The sequence below is a fragment of the Lachnospiraceae bacterium genome, from assembly GCA_025758065.1.
GTDB lineage: Bacteria > Bacillota > Clostridia > Lachnospirales > Lachnospiraceae > Enterocloster.
The window spans coordinates 2,962,684-2,980,894 of record CP107199.1 but is presented as its reverse complement, the minus strand read 5'-3'; the positions used below and the strand labels follow the sequence as shown (position 1 = coordinate 2,980,894).

Below are 18,211 nucleotides of genomic sequence, written 5' to 3'. Positions count from 1 at the left end.
CTTATATACCTCCGATTTAATTACTCCCGTATGAATAAATTATATCATGCAAAACAATTTCTTCTGCCCGGTTGTGAATGTTATTACAACGCTGCACCCATTCCATTTGTTGAGTTCGCTTCAATTCCTCTGTCACGCCCTCGGTGGCTTTCATCTGCTCCATGATAGTGTCTAACCGTTCCTGTGCCTGTTCGTTCAGGTCTGCAAGATATGTCCACAATTCTCCGGTCAGTATCAATGTATTCAATCTGGCTGGGTGGACTTCCCTTAAATATTCCCGGTGCATCCGTCCGTACTTTCCGATAGGGCGGTGTTCCTCCGGCAGTTTCAAGTCCGGGATGTAGTAATCTCCGACAAGGATATAATCAATTCCGTTTTCCGTTATTCTTGGTTTCAATTCTCTCATGTTCCTTACCTCCTGTGGAAGCAGGCTCGTCTGGTACTAACTCAATCACATCGGTAATCTCACAATTCAGCGTTTCACAGATACGGGCTAATGTGTCCATGCTGATGTGCTTTCCCTCTTTGCTCATGTTGGCAATCATATTCGTTGTCATACCAGCGGCAAGCCTTAAATCCTCTTTCCTCATATCACGCTCTAACAGTGTGTGCCAGAGTGGTTTATAGCTGATGTGCATATTGTTTTCCTGCCTTTCTATCCATACCACCGAGGCGGCTGCCCCGGCAGGAACTTTTCTCTTATTATAACACCAATCTTGTGAAATCACAATTTATTCTTGTAACCTGCCGCTGATACCGTCTGGATTGTGCTTTTCCTTTCTTTTTGCTCCCTTTAATTAGCCATGAACTGCTTAATGCCCTGTGATTTTGCTTATGTGTGATAAAGAAGTAATAGAAGTGTAAAAAATTTTGCCGTTCCTATCCGGCACATGAGGTATGTCGGATAGGTCGGGCGGTTAGGTGTCGGGCAGTTCTACCTTGCCGACAAAAGAATAATAGATTTCGATTTCCTGTCTGCGTAACTTGCCCCGGCGTTTCCCGTCAAGGGCAACGCTTTCATGGACAACGATTTTCTCCACAAACTCCCGCAGCAGAGTAGGGGTAAGTTCTTCAATGGTAGTGTGCCTGCGTACCACATTCATAAACTTTTCAGCGTTTGCGGTGGCTTCCTGCGCTTTGGAAAGTTCTTCCCGCAGTCTGGCGGCACGTTCTTTCAGTTCTTTCTGCTCGGCTTCATAGTCTGCCGACAGCTCTGTGAAACGCTCGTCCGATATGCGCCCGGTTACGCTGTCCTCATACAGCCGCTTGAAGATAGCAGATAACTCGGCTATGCGTTTCTCGGCGGCTTCCAGCTCCTTTTTCTTGGCGGCGTTCCTGCGTCTGTCCCCGTCCTCATTCTGCTCGATTAAAAGCTTCATAAACCGGGCTTCATGCTTTGCCGCATAGCTGGTAACTTTCCGCAGATTGGAGAGTACGCCAGCGGTCAAGAGGTCAGTGCGGATAAAGTGCGCTGTGCAGTCGGCGGTGCGTTTCTTGTAGCTTCCGCAGATATAACAGTCCTGCTTGCGCTTGTCCGTCTGGTATCGCTGCTGGTACATGACGCTGCCGCAGTCGGCACAAAAGAGTATGCCGGAGAACAAGCCCACTTCGTCATAACGGTTGGGGCGTTTGCGCTGCTTGCGTAACTCCTGCACCCGTTCCCACGTTTCCCGGTCAATGATAGGCTCATGGTGGTTCTCAAAAACCGCCTGCTTTTCCGGGGGATTTTCTATGCTGTGTTTCAGCTTGTAGGACGGCTTCTCGGTCTTAAAGTTTACCAGACAGCCCGTATATTCCCGGTTTTCCAGCAGATGAACCACGGTATTGGTCGCCCACTTGCACTCATAGCCGGGGTGGTAGCGGCGGGTGCTGCCCGTCCTGCGGTATTCCAGCGTCCCCGGCGTGGGGATTTGCTGCTCGGTCAGCATACGGGCTATCTTGGTCGGACCGTTCCCGGCAAGGCAAAGGCTGTAAATCTGCCGTACCACCGGGGCGGCTTCCTCGTCAATGATAAAGTTTTCGTCCTCGTCCATGAGGTAGCCATAGACGGGCTTGCTTGTGATGGGCTTTCCGCTCATGCCCTTAGAGCGTTTTACTGCCTTGATTTTCTTGCTCGTATCTCTCACCAGCCATTCGTTAAAAATGTTCCGCAGCGGGGCAAAATCATTTTCCCCCTGTGCGCTGTCCACTCCGTCATTGATAGCGATGAAGCGGACACCTTTCTGTGGGAAAATCATTTCTGTGTACATTCCCACCTGTAAGTAGTTTCGCCCTAACCTCGACATATCCTTGACGATAACTGTCCCGACTTTCCCTGCTTCAATGTCTGCAAGCATGGCTTGAAATCCGGGTCTTTGAAAGTTCGCACCGGAATAACCGTCGTCGGTGTACCAGCGCAGATTAGAAAATCCATTCTGTTTGGCATAGGTTTCCAAAATCCTCTTTTGGTTGGAAATGGAATTGCTCTCGCCTTGCAGCTCGTCCTCATGGGACAGTCTTGGGTAAAGGGCGGTAATGAGTTGCTGGGTGGTCTGTCTTAACATAAATTCCTCCGTTTCCGACAGCCAGCCCCACTATTCCGTACCTTGATTGTACCACATGGGGCGGCTGTCTGTATAGCGGCAAAAGCGTCAAATCTGCTTCTTTACGGTCGGTAAAAATGACGGTTTTTCAATCAGGCTTATCACAGGTCAAATATCCGGCGGCGGCTTCTGCTTCCAGCACTTTCATCATCTTGTCAGCGGCGGTGTCGGTCGCCCCCTCCTTGAAAAAGCCAGACACCACAAGGATTGTGTTGCCTATCCTCGTTTCGGTCACGCAGTCCGGGCGGCGGGCAGGGCGTTTGTTTCTCTGGGTGTCGGTCATAGGCAAATCTCCTTTCCGGCAAGCAGCCGTTTCAGCTGTTCCATTTTTCCCTGTGCGGCGGCTTTCCTCAAATTCTCCCCGGTAAAGCAGAGAGGGGAACACATTTCAAGCAGGCGGTCATAAATCCGGGCGTGGGCGGTGTCCTCCGGGTGCTGCAATTCCTCCAGCGTGAGGTTGGTCGTCACAATCAGCGGCTTCCTGCTCCGGTAGCGGCTGTCAATCACATTGTAGACCTGTTCCAGACCGTATTCTGTGCCACGCTCCATTCCAAAATCGTCAATGATGAGCAGGGGGAAGCTGCAAAGGCGGGAAATATATTCGTTCCTGCCCGCAAAGCTGGCGGCAAGGTCGTTTAATATTGCTGCAAAGTTTGTCATGCACACCGGGACTTCCTGCTCCATGAGGGCGTTTGCAATACACCCGGCAAAATAGCTTTTCCCAGTGCCTACCCTGCCCCACAAGAGCAGCCCGTAGTTCCCGTCCTTTATCTGTTCCCAGCGTGCCACATATCCGGCGGCGTTCTTCATCTGCGGGCAGCTGCCGTTATCGTTGGCAAATGTCCAGTCCTGCATGGTCTTGTCTGTAAAGCCCTGCCGTTTCAGCCGTTCCACCGTTTCAAGGTGGCTGCGCCGCTTCTCGGCGGCTTCCCGTTCCTTACGGGCTGCCCGCTGGCAGTCGCACTCTGACGGGTGGCGGTCACGCCCGAAAAAGGTCTTGCCCTCCGGGAAATAGGCTTCTTTGGGTTTCCGGCATTTGCCGCAGTATAAAAGCCCGTCCTCCCCGGTGTAATCCTCCGGCTCGGCTGTGGTGTCGGTCATAGGCAGTATGGTGTTGTGGATTGTATCGGTCATAGGCTTTCTCCCTCCTTGAATGAATAGTCCGGTATGCCTTTCTTTGGCTTCTCTTTGGCAGCGTCCTCCTGCGCCCACTTGTAAATGGTGGCTGCATGGCTCTGGTACTGCTTCCCGGTGGAAGCGATGTGGCAGGAAAGGCGGTCAAGGTAATACTCCCACTTGCCGGGGAAGTCCTGTTCCAGCTCCAAAAGTTCTGTGTCAGAAAGAAATACATTTTTATATCTGCCATAAGCGGCGGGGGGCTGCCCCTCACTCGCTCCTTTTGTTTGGCTCTCTATTAGGTTGTTTATATTAGTTTGGTTAGGGGACGGTTTTCCGACCGTCATAAGGTCAGTTTTCCGGCTGTCAGTTGGTCGGTTTCCCGCCCTTATGAGGGGCGGTTTTCCGTCCGTCAGTTGGTCGGAAAACTGTACCACTGGGATAGGCGGCACTTTCACATACAGACGGTTGGCGGCAGAAAAGCCCGTCCGTCTGCGTTCCAGCAGCCCGGCAGCGTCCAGTTCGTTCAGTGCGCCCTTTATGGTGGTGCAGCCTTTATCCAGCATTTCCGCTATCTCTGCTATGGGGTAGACAATGTATGTCCGTCCCTCGCTGTCCTGCCAGCCGTTCTTCTGCGAAAGGGTGGAACGGTCTAACAGCAGCGCATATAACTCTCTTGCGGTGTGGGATAGGTCTGTTTCCAGCAGGAAACGGGGGTAAGGCAGGTAAGCGGGCAGCTCCGTTCCTGCGGTCATATAATCAGCGATAGGGTTCACCTCCTTGTGGTGTCTGTCTGTGGGTTCTGTTACGCTTTTAGGGGGCGTTTTTAAGGGAAAAGGATAAATGTATCACGCACCCTTTGACACCCTCCAAAAAAGCCTTGATTTATGCGGGTTTGAAATGCCCTAAAGCGTGACATTTCTCCCTTTGTTTCCGCTTCCGTTTGGCGGCGTTTATCCGCTTCATGCGTCCGGCGCAGTCCGGGCAGTATTTCCCCCGGTTGGATTTTGGGAAGAAGAACGCCCCGCAGACAGCGCAGCGTTTCCGGCTTCCCCGGCGCAAGAGGGCGGCTTCCAGTGCTTCATCAAGGGGCAGGACAGCGGCGGTAAACCAGCGGCAGAGCAGCGAATAGCTGATACTCTGTACACACACGCAAGGCTCGCCGTCCTCCAACAGCAGGCAGTTCCCGCTGTCATAGTTGCAGCACTCATGCACAAGGCGGCGGGCTGCCCGGTACTGGCGGTAGTCCATGCGGGGGATATTACCGTTCATGGCTCTGCTCCTTTCTGCGCTGCGGCTCGCTCCGGCGTAAAATCTGGTCGATATTGCCCTTGACAGTCTGCAAGCGGCGGTACTCCTCCCGTTTTGCCCGGTAATCGTTGTAGCCGCTGTTTTTCTCTTTGATAAGGCTTTCAATCTCTGCTTGCAGGGATTTATAGCTCGGCAGCTTGGAAATGCCGTTCTCCCTGAAATAGCGGGCGGCTGCGTCTGCTATGATAAAGTCACTTTCATGCTTCTGACGGTAGGCTGCTTTTGCTTTGGCGTTTTTCTGCTGTTTCAGCCCGTCCCGGACAGGGCGGGTCTTGGAATAGGCAAGCACCTGCCGTTGCAGCTCCTTTTTCCCGTTCAGCGTCTTTTCCACCTGCTTCAACCACGCAAGGCTTTCCTGCATGGCGGCATAGGCGGCAGAACAGGCTTCGTCCAGTTCCTCCGGGGAGGAAAAGCCGTACTGCTGATAGGCGGTAACGGTAGCTGCCATTTGCTTTAGGTTGTGCTTTGCCGCCCAGCGGTCATAGCCCACGCCCTTGCCCTCGGCTCGCTTGGCTTCCCGGTCAACCATGCGCTGCAAGGTGTTGTCTGCCGGGGTGGTTTTTGCAGCTTTTTCCCCTTGTAACGGCTTTTTAACTGCGGCAGGGTATTCGGGTATGGCTTTGGTCTGTTCGGCAGCTCTGTGGGCGTTCTGCGTGAGCAGGGCAAGGACAGCAGCCTTGTCAAAATCGTCCCCCAGCTTTCGGGCTGTGATAGGCTTTGTCCTGTCCGGCGTGAGGTAGGAAAGCCGCCCCCGGCTCTCCTTGACGGTCACACCCTCCCGCAGCAAAAGGGAAGAAAACTCGTCAAAGCTGCCAGCTTGGGAAAGTGCCTGCCGTATCGTCCGGCGCAGCTTCGCCTTGTCCGTTTCAAACTTGGTGGGCTTGGTCGGCTGTCCGGCGGCTTCTCTGGCGGCGTTCTCTTTGTCAAGGGCAAGCTGCCCTTTCTTTGCCGCCCAGTATTCCCGTTCGGTTATCCGTTCCTTGCTGCCGTTCAAGAGGTCGATTTGGTAAAGCCCCTCCCGGTGGCACATTTCCATGACTTCGCTCTTGAAATATTCCATAGCGGCGTTGGTGCAGCGGTGCTTGCAGCCCTCCAGCGTGTCGGCTGGTCTGTCCATGTAGGGCAGAAGCGGGACTTCGTAAATCCGCAGGGAGTTGATGACGATATGCACATGGATATTCCCGCTGTGGTTATGCCCGTCCGGGTGGGTGCAGATTAGGGCTTGGTGTCCGGGGAAATGCTCCTTGCAGAACTGCTCGCCCAGCTCCTGCGCCCGGTCTACGGTCAAGCCGTTGTCTGTCCCGTCCCGTGGGTCAAAGCTGATGATATAGTGGTGGCTTTTCACATCTTCCCGTTTTTGGTTTTTCTCATAGCGGAGATTGGCTCGCATACAGGCAACAGCGAAATCCTCGCCCCCGCAGTTGAGGGAAGAAATGCGGTAATCCTCCCTCGGTATCAGCCGCCCGTTTTCATCAAGGGTGGCTTTCATGGTAAACTCGTCATGCTCAAATGTGAGATAGGCTTCCGCTGCGCCATAGTCGGCGTTTTTAGAGCTGATATGTTTGAATGTTGCCAACAGCGTCACCCACTTTCTGCAAGACTTCAAACTTTAGGGCAGCAAGGTCGGAAACCGCCGCCCGTACCTCCCCGGCAAGCTGCGGATAGGGACTGTGCCACTCGTTCAGCGTCCGGGCTATCTGGTTTAAGTTGCCGCCGATCCTCCCGTATTCGGCGGTCAGCTTCCCGACAGCGGCAAGCAGCTCGTCATTGATGGGGGAAACGGTTATGATGGGGCGTATGGCTGCCCCGGTTATGGCTTGCCGGATAAACTCGGCTTGGCTCATGTGGTAAGCAGAAAGCCGCTGGGCAAACTCGGCGTATTCTTCCTCGGTCATGCGTGTTTTGACTACCCGGCTGCGGTGCGGCGTGTTGTATCGTTTCATAGGTGGTTGACCTCCTTTCTGTGCGTGGTGTCCTCTCACTAATAGGAGAAAAACAGGGTGTGAAGCGGAACTGTTTTTGAAAAATCCGAAAAATATTTTGAGGGGTTTTTCAGCGGCGCAAGCCGCATAAGCAGGGTTTGGGGAAGGCACTCCCCAACAAGATTCCCGCAGGGGCAAAATGAGCGATAAGCGAATTTTGGCACCTCGGTAGAATCTTGCTCTAAGAAACTGCCGGCCTGCCGTTCACTTGCTACTGCCACTTTTTCAGAAAATCTATAACCAGCTTTTTTTATAAAAGGCTGCGGGCTGGCGTTTTTCCCTTACTCCCTACAAACCACAAAAGAGCAGAATGGACGGACTTTCCGGCAAGAACTTTTCCGGCGGCTCGGTCTTTCCCGACAATAAGGCGTTTCGGAAGCTGCGTTTTGCCCGCTGTCTGAAAAAAATGGCAGCCTTTTTTGGTTTCACTGTCTAATACGGAACTTTTGGAAATTTGCCAAAAATGGACGCAAAAAAAGCAGCAAATCTTTTTCGGATTTACTGCTTCATGTGCCGCTGCGGTGCGGCGGGATGGATATTCAGTTGAAATAAAAGAGGATGGTGGTACTTTAGTCTATCGACTCTTTACTAACTATTAGGTAATCTTGAAAGATTTTCCTTGAATTTATCTAAAGAATGTTCATTGTTTCCCGCAAAAATAAGTGGAATTGTATATTCATATGATATGCCATTTTCATAGTCCGATAATTGTATTTTTATAGTATCATCCCTCTCATCTTTAGGTGCTATATATATGAATGAATTTTTATTTATATCAGATATTTTCCCTTTTTCAGAAGAAACAGTATAACCCCAGTCTGTTAAATTTGTCTTTATTGTAACTTCTGTTTCTGTTTCTTTTCTAGTCTGCAATGCTGTTTTATCGATTTGGATATCAAAAGGAGTCGAACCTAACAATTCACTGTTTATATTTACAAGTTCTTCTCCATTTGTTTTAGAAATATTAGATTCATCTTCATAATTTTGTTGAGATTCATCTTTTGGTGTTTCTCTGTTACATCCTAATAAAAAGCATAAAATAATTAGTACTAATACAGAAAGTTGTTTTTTTTGCATTTATTTCTCCTTTCATATTATCAAAGAAAGCACTGAGAGTACTTTCAAGAAATTTTGAAATATTCTCAATGCTTTCTATTTTTTGATTATAAGCTTGCCGGTAATGATACTATGTTAATTTATCTCTTTCGCGTAACCTTTGTTGCAATATACACATGCACCATTCACCCATTTGTGAGACATTTCAATCGTCTCAACTTCATAAATGCTTACTTCTCCACAAATTAAACATTGTTTGTAATTATATACATGACGTGTCGCACATTTATCCCAGTCATCATATATACCAGGCATTTCATCTTCATATCCATAGTACTGGGGAGAACCCCAACTATGAGTATGAGCGGCAAATACAGTCATTGGAGCAGCTACAATTCCAGCTACTACTGAAAGTGCTAAAATAGATTTTCTTAAATTCATAAGTTCCTCCCTTTCCTTAAAAATACATAGCTCTTTGTTACATTGTCATTTTAACATAATAATTGGTAAAATGCAATAATTTATTTTCTATTTACGAGAAAATACTGTGCATATTATCTTATTTAGGAATAGTTAAGGCGGCTACCTAAATCTTTTTATTACTTTACCGCACATGAGCATTTGCGCCCGGATTATCATTTCCGTAGCCCTCCAAGAGATTGATAACGCCCCAAATGCCAAGTCCTGCTCCAAGAGCGATAACCAAAGTCTGTAATACGCCGATTGCGCTGTTGAAAAATTCCATAAAACTCCTTTCTGCCGCAAATGCGGCTTGCCCGTAAAAGGGCATAAAAAACGGCGGTCAGTTTTCAAACTGCCGCGGTCATAAGTCCCCGCGCTGCCTAAATGTCTGCTGCGCGGCGGTATTCAGTTGTCAGTGTGGGCGATAGGAATTTTTGTAGGGGCGCGTATCATGCAAGTTGTCTTTTTCTTTGTTACTGCGTCAATTCCTCCTTTCTTTTCGCTGCTGCTCATACAGGGCTTCACACCGTTTGATGGTGTATAAATAAAGTTGACAGCCTATTCTCAAGGATTTCATAGTATAATCAAGAGAATAAGGAGGTGCCCAACTATGGCACGAAGTCAACGTAAGTACGATCATGAATACAAAGTGCAGGCAGTTAAGCTTGCAAAAGAAATCGGTGGTGCGAAAGCCGCTAAAGAATTAGGAATTCCTGAAGGGACTATCCATACCTGGCTTAAAGCCGTAAGAACCGGACAACTGGATATTGGAGAAGGTGCCCATACTCCAGAATCTGCCATGAGCCTTGCGGAGGAATTAACCATGCTTCGAAAACGCGTGAAAGATCAGGATAAAGAAATTCGTCGTCTGAAAGAAGAAAACGAGTTTCTGGAAGAAGCCAGCGCTTTTTTCGCAGCGAGCCGTCGGAAGTCTCTAAGACCGAAAGAATGAAATTCATTGCGATTAAGACTGACGATAGCACCATCAAGGGAAAACTGGCTTTTTACTGTCGTATGTTACATGTGAGCCGCCAGGGATTTTATAAATATCTGTCCGTAAAAGACCGTCCGTGGAAATACCAGACGCTTGCAGATACCATGCTTGAAATCCATGCTGAGGATGTCTGCAACGACACCTATGGACGTGTACGTATGTTCCAGGCATTAACTCTTAAACGACCTGATGGCATTCCTATCCCCAGTGAGCGTACCGTTTATAGAGTCATGGAAAAAATCGGTCTCAGTCATCGTCCTAAGCGTAATCCGAAAGGAATTACGAAAGCAGACCGTGAGGCTCGTAAATCGGATGATCTTCTTAAGAGAAATTTCACATCAGAAAAGCCTCTTGAAAAATGCGTGACAGATATCACCGAAATCAAAGCAAAAGATGGAAAACTCTATGTTTCGGCAATCTTCGATTGTTTTGATTCAGCAGTACTGGGGCTGGCAATGGAAACCACGATGAAGGCAACGCTTTGCCAGCATACGGTAGAAAACGCTTTTATCGCATATCCTGAAATTCAAGGAGCAGTGCTTCACTCCGATCGAGGTAGCCAATATACCAGTGAGCTTTACCGCAGCACCCTGAGAAAATATGAAATCATCCAAAGTATGAACAGTGCCGGTGGTCGATGCCATGACAATGCCCGTTGTGAAAGCATGTGGGCGCGTCTAAAGACAGAATTATTGTATGACCGATACAACAGTGAAAACCTGACTGTGTCCGAACTGAAGTCTCTAATCTGGAGATACTTTATCAGTTATTGGAACAATCGGAGGATTTGCACCACCAATGGTGGTCTTCCTCCCATGCTCAAGCGACAGAGATACTATGATTCTCTGCGTATAGCAGCATAGTCCATGATGTCCTTGAGAAAAATGTGTCAACCAATCTTGACAACATCAGTTTCACAAACTGCCGGATAGCAGCCTGCCGCTGCTGTTCCCGTCGTTCAGCAATCGAAACAAGCCCGTTTATGGCTTCTGTGATTTTCTTGTCCTTTTTCTTTCTGATACGTCTATTCATGGTCGGTGTCCTCCTGCAAATCGCTTTCGCTGATTTCGTAGTAGTCAAATACTTCGTCCGGCTTCACAAGGGCGGGTCTGCGCCTTAAATGCTTTTCCATATCAAAAGTATTTTTCTTGTCATAGTCGGAAAGATATTTATAGTTGGGGTGCTTTGTAATGTCGTACTTATCAGAGAAGAACGGGCGCACCCCTCGTAGCTGTAAAATACATTTCCCGCCGTCCATAACCGCTATTTCATCTTCCGTCATAAGCTGCTTGCCTAACTTCTGATAGTTCAGCCCATGCGATACCTCGCGCCCCCGGTTCTCGGAAGTGTTGAAGCTGTCAATGGTTTCTTTCCCCAAGATTTCCGACATTTCTTTGAGGGTGGTTTTCTCCTTGCCGCCCAAGAAAAGGGTGGTGTCGCAGTTGCCGACTATGGTATCGGCGTTGTCCTTATAGATTGCCTTTAACTGGCTTTGCGACTGTAAGATAATCGACGCGGAGATTTCCCGGCTTCGTATGGTGGCTATGAGCTTTTCAAACTTCGGTATCTGCCCGATATTTGCAAACTCGTCTAACAGACAGCGCACATGGACGGGCAGCCTGCCGCCGTATTCATCATCTGCCTTGTCGCAAAGCAGATTGAAAAGCTGCGTGTAAAGAATACTCACGACAAAGTTAAAAGTATCGTCGGTGTCGCTGATGATAACAAACAGGGCGGTCTTGCGGTCGCCTATGGTGTCAAGCTCCATTTCGTCGGTTTCCATAAGGTCGCGCAGCTCCTTAATGTCAAAAGGGGCAAGCCGCGCACCGCAGGAAATGAGAATAGAGCTTCGTGTCTTTCCCGCAGATAACAGGAATTTCTTGTACTGCCGGACGGCAAAGTGTTCCGGGTCTTTTTCCTCCAACCGTTCAAACATGAGGTCAACGGGGGACTGAAATTCCGGGTCGTCCTCGCGGGCTTCACTGGCATTTATCATTTCAAGCAGCGTCGTGAAGTTCTTTTCTTCCTCCGGGGCTTCGTACCAAATGTAGCCGATAAGGGCGCAGTAAAAGAGCCGTTCCGATTTTACCCAAAAATCCTCCCCGGCTTTTTCCCCGTCCCCTTTGGTGTTGGCAATCAAGGTATTTACCAGTTTCAAAATGTCTTTTTCGCTGCGGATATAGGCAAAGGGATTATAACGCATGGATTTCTTAAAATTTATCGTGTTCAGCACCTTTATCCGATACCCGCCGCGCTGTAAGAGCTTCCCACACTCGACTAAAACCGTACCTTTCGGGTCAGTTACAACGTAGCTTGAGTGCATTTGCATTAAGTTGGGCTTCACAAAAAATCTCGTCTTGCCGCTGCCGCTTCCCCCGATAACAAGGATATTTTTATTCCTTGCATACTTCGGCTGCTTCGGGCGGCTGTTCATGGTAAGCCGTTCCGTCTGTGTCAGAAGCACGTTATTTTGAAATACCGGGTCGGTATAGGGCTTTATATCTTCGGCGTTGCCCCAACGGGCTGAACCGTATTCGATACCTTTTCGGTATTTCTTCGCGTTCTTGCCTTTGAAGTACACCATAAGCCGGATAAGGACAGCCCCCACAATACCGATAAGCAAATCCATAGGGGCAAGGCTCGGAAGCGGGGTTGCAAAGGCAGCGGAAAAGCCGTCTGCAAGGGAAAGCACCTTGCCGGAAAGGTCAGCCCCCGGCGCAAGGCGTACCGCTTGTCCGATTTTGTCAAAGAGATAGACAAAGAGCAGATAGGGGGCATTTAGGATAAGCAGCTTTTTAAGTTCCGGCTTCATAGCGATACCTCCCTGTCCTTTTTCTTCACTTTGTCCTTCTGTGCGTTCAGAGCTGCCGCCTTGTCTTTCAGAGTGGAAAGCAGCTTGCGGATAGAGGGCTTTTTATCCCTGCCTAATTTCTTTGCGGTAAATTCCCGGAACGCTTCGGTCATAACGTCAATATCCTTGCCCTTAAAAGACACAAGATAGGTCGGCGGCTTGCCGTTCTCAATCTTCTTGACGTTGTAATCAAGCCCGCTTTTCCTTGCGATAGGGTCAAAGGCTTTGATATTTTGGTCGGTAATCTCAATGTTGGAAACCTTTTCTCCCTGCTTCATAAGCTGCCGCATAGTGATTTTCCCATGCGGGGCTTTGGTTAGCTGCCCTTTGCCTTTGGCAAGCAGGGCTTTCATAGCCTTTTGCAGCACTTCGGCGGTCAGCTTAGATGTTTTGATTGCTAAAGACACGACTTTTTCATTGACTTCATCTTGCATGAAATCCCTCCTTTCATAGTTTGGTTAGGGTGGTGTGCCGCTTCGGGGCATAAAAATAAGGCGTACATTTTTCATGCCGCCTTTAGATACGCACCCGCAGCCCGTTCAAATCCGAAGCCCTCACACCGACAAGATACCAGTTGTCCCCGTACTCCATGCGGGTCGGCTTCCATTTGCCGCGTACAAACACTTCAAGGCAATCCCCACAATGCAATCCTCCGTAGTAGTCGTTAAGGTCAAAGCGAATGTCGTAACGGTCTGCCGTTTCATCAAAAATCAAAGCTCCTGTTTTCTGTGTCATATTAAAATCCTCCTGTTTTTTAATAGCCGCCGTACATATCGTGGTTGACAAGGGCGGTGTAATAGCTGTCAATGGTGTTGGGCGCGTTGAAAAGTACCGCTTTCAGATATTGCTTGATGTTACGGATTTTCGTGGTGTTCTCTTTCATGCAGTCAAAGACAAATTCAATGTGGCTGCTGTTCAGCTTCATAAACTTTGCTTTGACAAGCTCTGCCGGATAATCGTCCCCGGCGATACGAATTGTCTTTCGTTTGGTGCAGACAGTTTCAAGGATAAGGGACACAATCTCGTCCAAGCGTTCCCTGTCAATGTTGGTATGCTTGATAAAATGCTCATACTCGATATTGTCCTTGATGATTTCCTCATACACGCTGTATGCGTCTGCCGCTTCCGTTCCTTTCCGTTCCGGCTCTGCCGTTTCTTCCCTCAAAGGAGAGGGGTTAGGGGAAAGGATAGGAATGGAATGGTTACTTGATAAATCCGTATTTGATTTTTCTTTTTTTGGTAAGTCAGTCTTTTGTATATCTTTATTTAATTGCATTGGATTTTCCAACGTAGGTTTTTCCTGCGTAGGATTTTCCAATGTTGGATTTTCCAATGTAGGTAAATCCAAGTTAGGCGGCTGCTCATAGATGATGTAATCAGTTCCCCGCAAGCGTCCTTTCTCGTCGCGCTCCCTTGAACGCTGAATATATCCGGCTCTTTCAAGCTCCCGGACAGCTTCGCGGATAGCGTCGATTTTTTCCCGGTTGATATAGGACAGTCCCGCAAGGGTATAGTCCCAATCCTCCGGCAAGGACAGCATTTGCGATAACAGCCCTTTTGCCTTTAGGGAAAGTTCTTTGTTGCGTAAATGGTGGTTGCTCATAACCGTATATCCTGTGTTTCTCTCCACGCGGAAAACTGCCATAGCTTCATCAACTCCTTTGCTGCATATTTGTTACGCGGTAGAACAGCGATTTTAAGGGTTTAGGTATCAATCCCTTACCCTGTGAAAACCGTACCCGCAAAGCCTTGTGTAGCAAGACTCTTTTTGCCCCTACTGCGTAACATGAGGGTAAAAAAATAGCGGCGTTCCTTGTTTCCCGGTTGGGATAAGGTAACGCCGCCAGTGCGGTGCTATATGAAATTGTGTGATTGCCGACGTGCCGCGCCGCCAGTGCGTCGCGTTTGTATTGGGTTGTTTCATGCTCGCAAGATGTTCCGGCATATCAAGGCGCAATCCGTTAAAAGTAGTAAATTGGTAGTAAAATCAATCTGAAATCCTGCGAATGTGCTTGTATTTCAAGGGTTTTTCGGGATAATCAAAATTTTTCTTGAAAGAATAATCTATATTTCTTTATACCTGATCATACTGGATCGAATCTTTCACCATCTGTGCATGCTGCGGCCCCATAAGAAGACGGATCAGCTCAATCCCCAAATCTAAAGCATATCCAAGTCCTCTTGCGGTAGTAATATTTCCATCGGTGATCACGCCCTGACGGGTGTAGGAAACGCCCTCTAACTTGTCTTCAAAACCCGGATAGCAGGTGGCTGTTCTTCCTTTTAACAGTCCCATTTCCCCAAGGATGCTTGGAGCTGCGCAAATAGCTGCAATGCGCCGTCCCTGCTTATTGGCCTTGCAAATAGCATTCTTTAAGCCTTCGTGGGCTTTTAATGTATTGGTTCCTGGCATTCCTCCCGGCAGGAATAATACATCTGCATCTTCTGCTGCTGTTTCATCAAAAAGGGCATCTGCCTGAAAATGAATATGATGAGAGCCTGTGATTTCACGGCTTCCTGTTACTGATACCAATGTTACCTCTACTCCGGCACGGCGAAGGACATCTACTACTGCAAGACATTCTACTTCTTCCAGTCCATCTGCAAGAAATGCAAAAACTTTTGACATTTTAATTCCCCTTTACGCAATGATGTTGGAAGCCAATATTTTGGCCTCCTATATGTGTAACCGATCTGAAACTTTATTTATTTTACCATTTTTCCCTTTTTCTGAAAAGAGATAAATGCTATGATAGTGTATACTAAAAAGTGCAAAATATTGTTAAAAAAGCACACAAAACGGAAGGAGAATTTACAATGGAAATCGAAAGAAAATTTCTTGTTAAACAAATCCCTGAGGGATGTACATCTTTTCCCTGCAGACAGATCGAACAGGCCTACTTAAATACAGATCCTGTTGTCCGCGTCCGCCGGGATAATGATGACTACTATCTCACCTACAAAGGAAAAGGCCTCTTATCCAGAGAAGAATACAATCTTGTACTGAATAAAGAAGCCTATGAACATCTGCTGACCAAGGCAGACGGTATTATCCTTACAAAAAAGAGATATATGATCCCGGTTCCGGGAAGTGATCACCTTACCATCGAATTAGACGTCTTTGAAGGCCACTACCACGGCCTTATCCTTGCAGAGGTAGAATTTGCCAACGAAGAAGAAGCAAAGGCATTTAATCCGCCTGCATGGTTTGGAGAGGACGTTACCTTCTCCGGTGAATATCACAACAGCCGCCTGTCCCAGGGATAACTATCATTATTTCTTAGCAATGTACTTTCTGATATCCAGAGCAATTGCAACTACGATAACAATACCCTGTGCAATGTACTGGTAGTTGGTGTCAACACCCAGATACTGTAAGCAGGTCTTTAAGATCTCAAATACCAGAACACCGATGAGAACACCGGAGATACGTCCGATACCACCATTTACAGATACACCACCGATGGTGCAGGCTGCGATTGCTTCCAGCTCCCATCCATAACCCATGTTTACAGAGGAACCGCCGGACTTAGCGCCTACTAAGAAGCCGCCCAGTGCATAGCAAGCTGCTGCTGTAATATAGATGATGATCTTGGTCTTCTTTGTATTTACGCCGGAAACCTCTGCTGCCTGCTCATTTCCGCCGATAGCGTACATATATTTGCCGTGAGGCATCTTGTTATATACGAACCACATTACAATACCAACTGCTAAAGCGATCAGGAACAGATATGGGATCACACCAAATAACTGGCCCTTTGCTACTTCTGTATAAGCGGCACGATAACCACCGATCGGAGTTGCATTGGTGTAAACCAGGCAGACACCATATACGATCAGCTGCATACCCAAAGTTCCGATAAATGCAGGAACCTGCAGATAAGAAACTACGATACCGTTGATGGCACCAAAGATAGCACAAACTGCTACGCAGATCAGAAGCACTACTGCTACCCACCATACACCATAAAATGGCATGTTAGGGAAGAACTTGCCGCTGTAATCCGCTTTCTGAAGTAAAGTACCTGCTAAGCAGGCAGATAAACCTACCATACGTCCTGCTGAAAGGTCTGTACCTTTGGTGATCAGACACCCGGATACGCCGCAGGCGATGATAAAACGTGGTGCTACGTTAAGAGCAATATTCTTTAAGTTGGAGCCGGATACGAATGTCGGCTGCATGATACCGGTGTAGATTGCTAATAACACCAGAACGACTATAATTCCGTTATTGATAAGGAAATCTTTTAAATTAAATTTTTTCGCTGTCATGGCTTAATCCTCCTGCTTGGACTCTGTGGTTGATTTACCCTGGAGATCAAATTGTGTTGCAAATGACATGATCCGCTCCTGGGTTGCTTCTTCCCCTTCTACTTCACCGGTGATACGTCCGTTGCACATTACGATAATACGGTTGGACATACCGATCAGTTCCGGCATTTCTGAGGAGATCATAATAATGGATTTACCCTGTTTTACCAGGTCAATCATGATCTGATAGATCTCATATTTCGCACCTACGTCAATACCTCTTGTAGGTTCATCCATGATCAGGATATCCGGATTGTTTGCAAGCCAGCGGGCAATGATAACTTTCTGCTGGTTACCACCGGAAAGAGACTGGATCAGCGTCTTTCCGCTTGGTGTCTTGATGTTTAACTTCTGGATACTGTCTTTTACAACGGCATCTACCTTTTTCTGGTCAATCACACCTGCATTGGTGTAGTTTTTATAGGAAGCAATGGCCGTATTGTCGTTGATGCTGAGGCATCCTAAGATACCGGTTCCACGACGGTCTTCTGTGATCATACCAATGGAATTATCGATAGCATCTTCTGGCTTTTTAATATCTACTTTCTTTCCAAGAACTTCCACAGTACCACTTGCAATGTGACGCATACCAAAGATAGCTTCCATCATCTCTGTTCTCTGGGCACCTACCAGACCGCCGAATCCTAAGATCTCGCCCTTCTTTAATTCAAAGGAGCAATCTTGGAAGGAACGCTCATGGATACTGCACAGATGTTCTACTTTCAGAACTGTTTCATCTGTTCTGTAGTCTTCCTTTGGAGGATATACATTGGTCAGCTCACGTCCAACCATCTGTTTTACGATTTCATCATCGGAGATATCCTTTACCTCCCAGGATCCTACATATGTACCATCTCGCATGATGGTAATATCGTCTGCGATCTGACGGATCTCAGCCATCTTGTGGCTGATATATATCATAGAAACGCCTCTGGACTTTAAGTCCCTGATAATGCGGAACAGCGCTTCTACTTCATTATCAGTCAGAGAGGATGTGGGCTCATCCAGGATCACGATTTTTGCGTGCTGGCTGACTGCCTTTGCAATCTCTACTGACTGCATCTGTCCAATTGACAATGTTCCTAGTTTTGCCTTAGGATCAAAATTCATCTTTACATCTTTTAACCATTTTTCAGCTTCGCTGTTCATGGTCTTATGGTCTACCATTTTAAGAGGACCAATATTCTTCATGGGGTATCTTCCCAGATACATATTCTCTGCAATGGAACGATCCGGTATCGGCTGCAGTTCCTGATGAACCATTGCCAGACCCTTATGAAGGGCGTCATCCGGGTTCGTTATCATTGTTTTTTCACCATCTATGATGATCTGTCCCTCATCCATCTTATAAATGCCGAAAAGACATTTCATAAGGGTAGATTTTCCTGCGCCATTTTCCCCCATCAGCGCATGGACAGTTCCGGGACGTACTTTCAAGTTAATTCCATCCAGTGCCTTTACGCCAGGGAAGCTTTTACTGACCCCTATCATTTCCAGTCTGTACTGTTCTGCCATCCCGTTACTCCTTTCAATTCCTTTGACGCTT

21 protein-coding genes and 1 pseudogene are annotated in these 18,211 nt (G+C 47.7%); 3 read left to right on the top strand and 19 right to left on the bottom strand.

Features of this window, described 5'->3' with window-relative positions:
• Positions 1-16 precede the first annotated feature (16 nt).
• The 12 genes and pseudogenes from OGM16_13845 to OGM16_13790 form a co-directional block, all read right to left on the bottom strand.
• Positions 17-406 (bottom strand): TnpV protein, encoded by a 390-nt coding sequence (locus tag OGM16_13845; GenBank protein UYJ45873.1) that lies wholly within the window; start codon positions 404-406, stop codon positions 17-19.
• Positions 366-638: a helix-turn-helix transcriptional regulator gene (locus tag OGM16_13840; GenBank protein ID UYJ45872.1), complete on the bottom strand. Its 273-nt coding sequence runs from the start codon at positions 636-638 to the stop codon at positions 366-368. The genes OGM16_13845 and OGM16_13840 overlap by 41 nt, the downstream gene beginning before the upstream one ends.
• Positions 639-917: 279 nt before the next feature.
• On the bottom strand, positions 918-2,543 hold the full coding sequence (locus OGM16_13835; protein ID UYJ45871.1) for a recombinase family protein: 1,626 nt from the start codon (positions 2,541-2,543) through the stop codon (positions 918-920).
• Positions 2,544-2,670: 127 nt separating this feature from the next.
• Positions 2,671-2,865: a transposon-encoded TnpW family protein gene (locus tag OGM16_13830; protein ID UYJ45870.1), complete on the bottom strand. Its 195-nt coding sequence runs from the start codon at positions 2,863-2,865 to the stop codon at positions 2,671-2,673.
• Positions 2,862-3,716, bottom strand: a complete 855-nt coding sequence (locus tag OGM16_13825; GenBank protein ID UYJ45869.1) for an ATP-binding protein — start codon at positions 3,714-3,716, stop codon at positions 2,862-2,864. Before OGM16_13825 ends, OGM16_13830 begins: the two co-directional genes overlap by 4 nt.
• The gene (locus OGM16_13820) at positions 3,713-4,453 is read right to left on the bottom strand and encodes a replication initiator protein A (protein ID UYJ45868.1); all 741 of its coding nucleotides are present in this window, start codon (positions 4,451-4,453) and stop codon (positions 3,713-3,715) included. The genes OGM16_13825 and OGM16_13820 overlap by 4 nt, the downstream gene beginning before the upstream one ends.
• Positions 4,454-4,583: 130 nt before the next feature.
• Positions 4,584-4,970: a cysteine-rich VLP domain-containing protein gene (locus OGM16_13815; protein ID UYJ45867.1), complete on the bottom strand. Its 387-nt coding sequence runs from the start codon at positions 4,968-4,970 to the stop codon at positions 4,584-4,586.
• Positions 4,960-6,585 carry a relaxase/mobilization nuclease domain-containing protein gene (locus OGM16_13810; GenBank protein UYJ45866.1) on the bottom strand — a complete coding sequence of 542 codons (1,626 nt, stop codon included), beginning with the start codon at positions 6,583-6,585 and terminating at the stop codon, positions 4,960-4,962. Before OGM16_13810 ends, OGM16_13815 begins: the two co-directional genes overlap by 11 nt.
• Entirely contained in the window at positions 6,557-6,952 is a 396-nt protein-coding gene (gene mobC / locus OGM16_13805; protein ID UYJ45865.1) for a plasmid mobilization relaxosome protein MobC, read from the bottom strand. Before mobC ends, OGM16_13810 begins: the two co-directional genes overlap by 29 nt.
• A gap of 627 nt (positions 6,953-7,579) precedes the next feature.
• On the bottom strand, positions 7,580-8,068 hold the full coding sequence (locus OGM16_13800) for a murein transglycosylase (GenBank protein ID UYJ45864.1): 489 nt from the start codon (positions 8,066-8,068) through the stop codon (positions 7,580-7,582).
• Positions 8,069-8,182: 114 nt separating this feature from the next.
• Positions 8,183-8,488: a desmoglein-4 gene (locus OGM16_13795; GenBank protein UYJ45863.1), complete on the bottom strand. Its 306-nt coding sequence runs from the start codon at positions 8,486-8,488 to the stop codon at positions 8,183-8,185.
• Positions 8,489-8,663: 175 nt separating this feature from the next.
• A pseudogene (locus tag OGM16_13790) lies at positions 8,664-8,792 on the bottom strand (Maff2 family protein).
• A gap of 327 nt (positions 8,793-9,119) precedes the next feature.
• Between OGM16_13790 and OGM16_13785 the strand changes: the two are divergent.
• Together OGM16_13785 and OGM16_13780 are read left to right on the top strand one after the other, a co-directional pair.
• A complete protein-coding gene (locus OGM16_13785; protein UYJ45862.1) occupies positions 9,120-9,461 on the top strand; it encodes a transposase in 342 nt (113 codons plus the stop codon).
• Positions 9,458-10,366, top strand: a complete 909-nt coding sequence (locus OGM16_13780; GenBank protein UYJ45861.1) for an IS3 family transposase — start codon at positions 9,458-9,460, stop codon at positions 10,364-10,366. The genes OGM16_13785 and OGM16_13780 overlap by 4 nt, the downstream gene beginning before the upstream one ends.
• A gap of 161 nt (positions 10,367-10,527) precedes the next feature.
• Here the strand turns inward: OGM16_13780 and OGM16_13775 are convergent, their stop codons facing one another.
• The 5 genes from OGM16_13775 to OGM16_13755 form a co-directional block, all read right to left on the bottom strand.
• Positions 10,528-12,315: a type IV secretory system conjugative DNA transfer family protein gene (locus OGM16_13775; GenBank protein UYJ45860.1), complete on the bottom strand. Its 1,788-nt coding sequence runs from the start codon at positions 12,313-12,315 to the stop codon at positions 10,528-10,530.
• Positions 12,312-12,788: a PcfB family protein gene (locus tag OGM16_13770; GenBank protein ID UYJ45859.1), complete on the bottom strand. Its 477-nt coding sequence runs from the start codon at positions 12,786-12,788 to the stop codon at positions 12,312-12,314. Before OGM16_13770 ends, OGM16_13775 begins: the two co-directional genes overlap by 4 nt.
• An 82-nt stretch (positions 12,789-12,870) precedes the next feature.
• On the bottom strand, positions 12,871-13,089 hold the full coding sequence (locus OGM16_13765) for a DUF5348 domain-containing protein (protein UYJ45858.1): 219 nt from the start codon (positions 13,087-13,089) through the stop codon (positions 12,871-12,873).
• Between the two features lie 19 nt (positions 13,090-13,108).
• Positions 13,109-13,999: a helix-turn-helix domain-containing protein gene (locus OGM16_13760; protein UYJ45857.1), complete on the bottom strand. Its 891-nt coding sequence runs from the start codon at positions 13,997-13,999 to the stop codon at positions 13,109-13,111.
• Positions 14,000-14,428: 429 nt separating this feature from the next.
• Positions 14,429-14,983 (bottom strand): DJ-1/PfpI family protein, encoded by a 555-nt coding sequence (locus OGM16_13755; protein ID UYJ45856.1) that lies wholly within the window; start codon positions 14,981-14,983, stop codon positions 14,429-14,431.
• Positions 14,984-15,171: 188 nt separating this feature from the next.
• Here OGM16_13755 and OGM16_13750 point away from each other — a divergent pair, with 188 nt between their 5' ends.
• Positions 15,172-15,621, top strand: coding sequence for a CYTH domain-containing protein (locus OGM16_13750; protein UYJ45855.1), 450 nt, complete (start codon positions 15,172-15,174; stop codon positions 15,619-15,621).
• Positions 15,622-15,627: 6 nt separating this feature from the next.
• On the opposite strand, the gene OGM16_13745 is transcribed toward OGM16_13750, so the two are convergent.
• A complete protein-coding gene (locus OGM16_13745) occupies positions 15,628-16,626 on the bottom strand; it encodes a beta-methylgalactoside transporter (protein UYJ45854.1) in 999 nt (332 codons plus the stop codon).
• A gap of 3 nt (positions 16,627-16,629) precedes the next feature.
• Positions 16,630-18,180 (bottom strand): sugar ABC transporter ATP-binding protein, encoded by a 1,551-nt coding sequence (locus OGM16_13740; protein ID UYJ45853.1) that lies wholly within the window; start codon positions 18,178-18,180, stop codon positions 16,630-16,632.
• Positions 18,181-18,211: the final 31 nt, after the last annotated feature.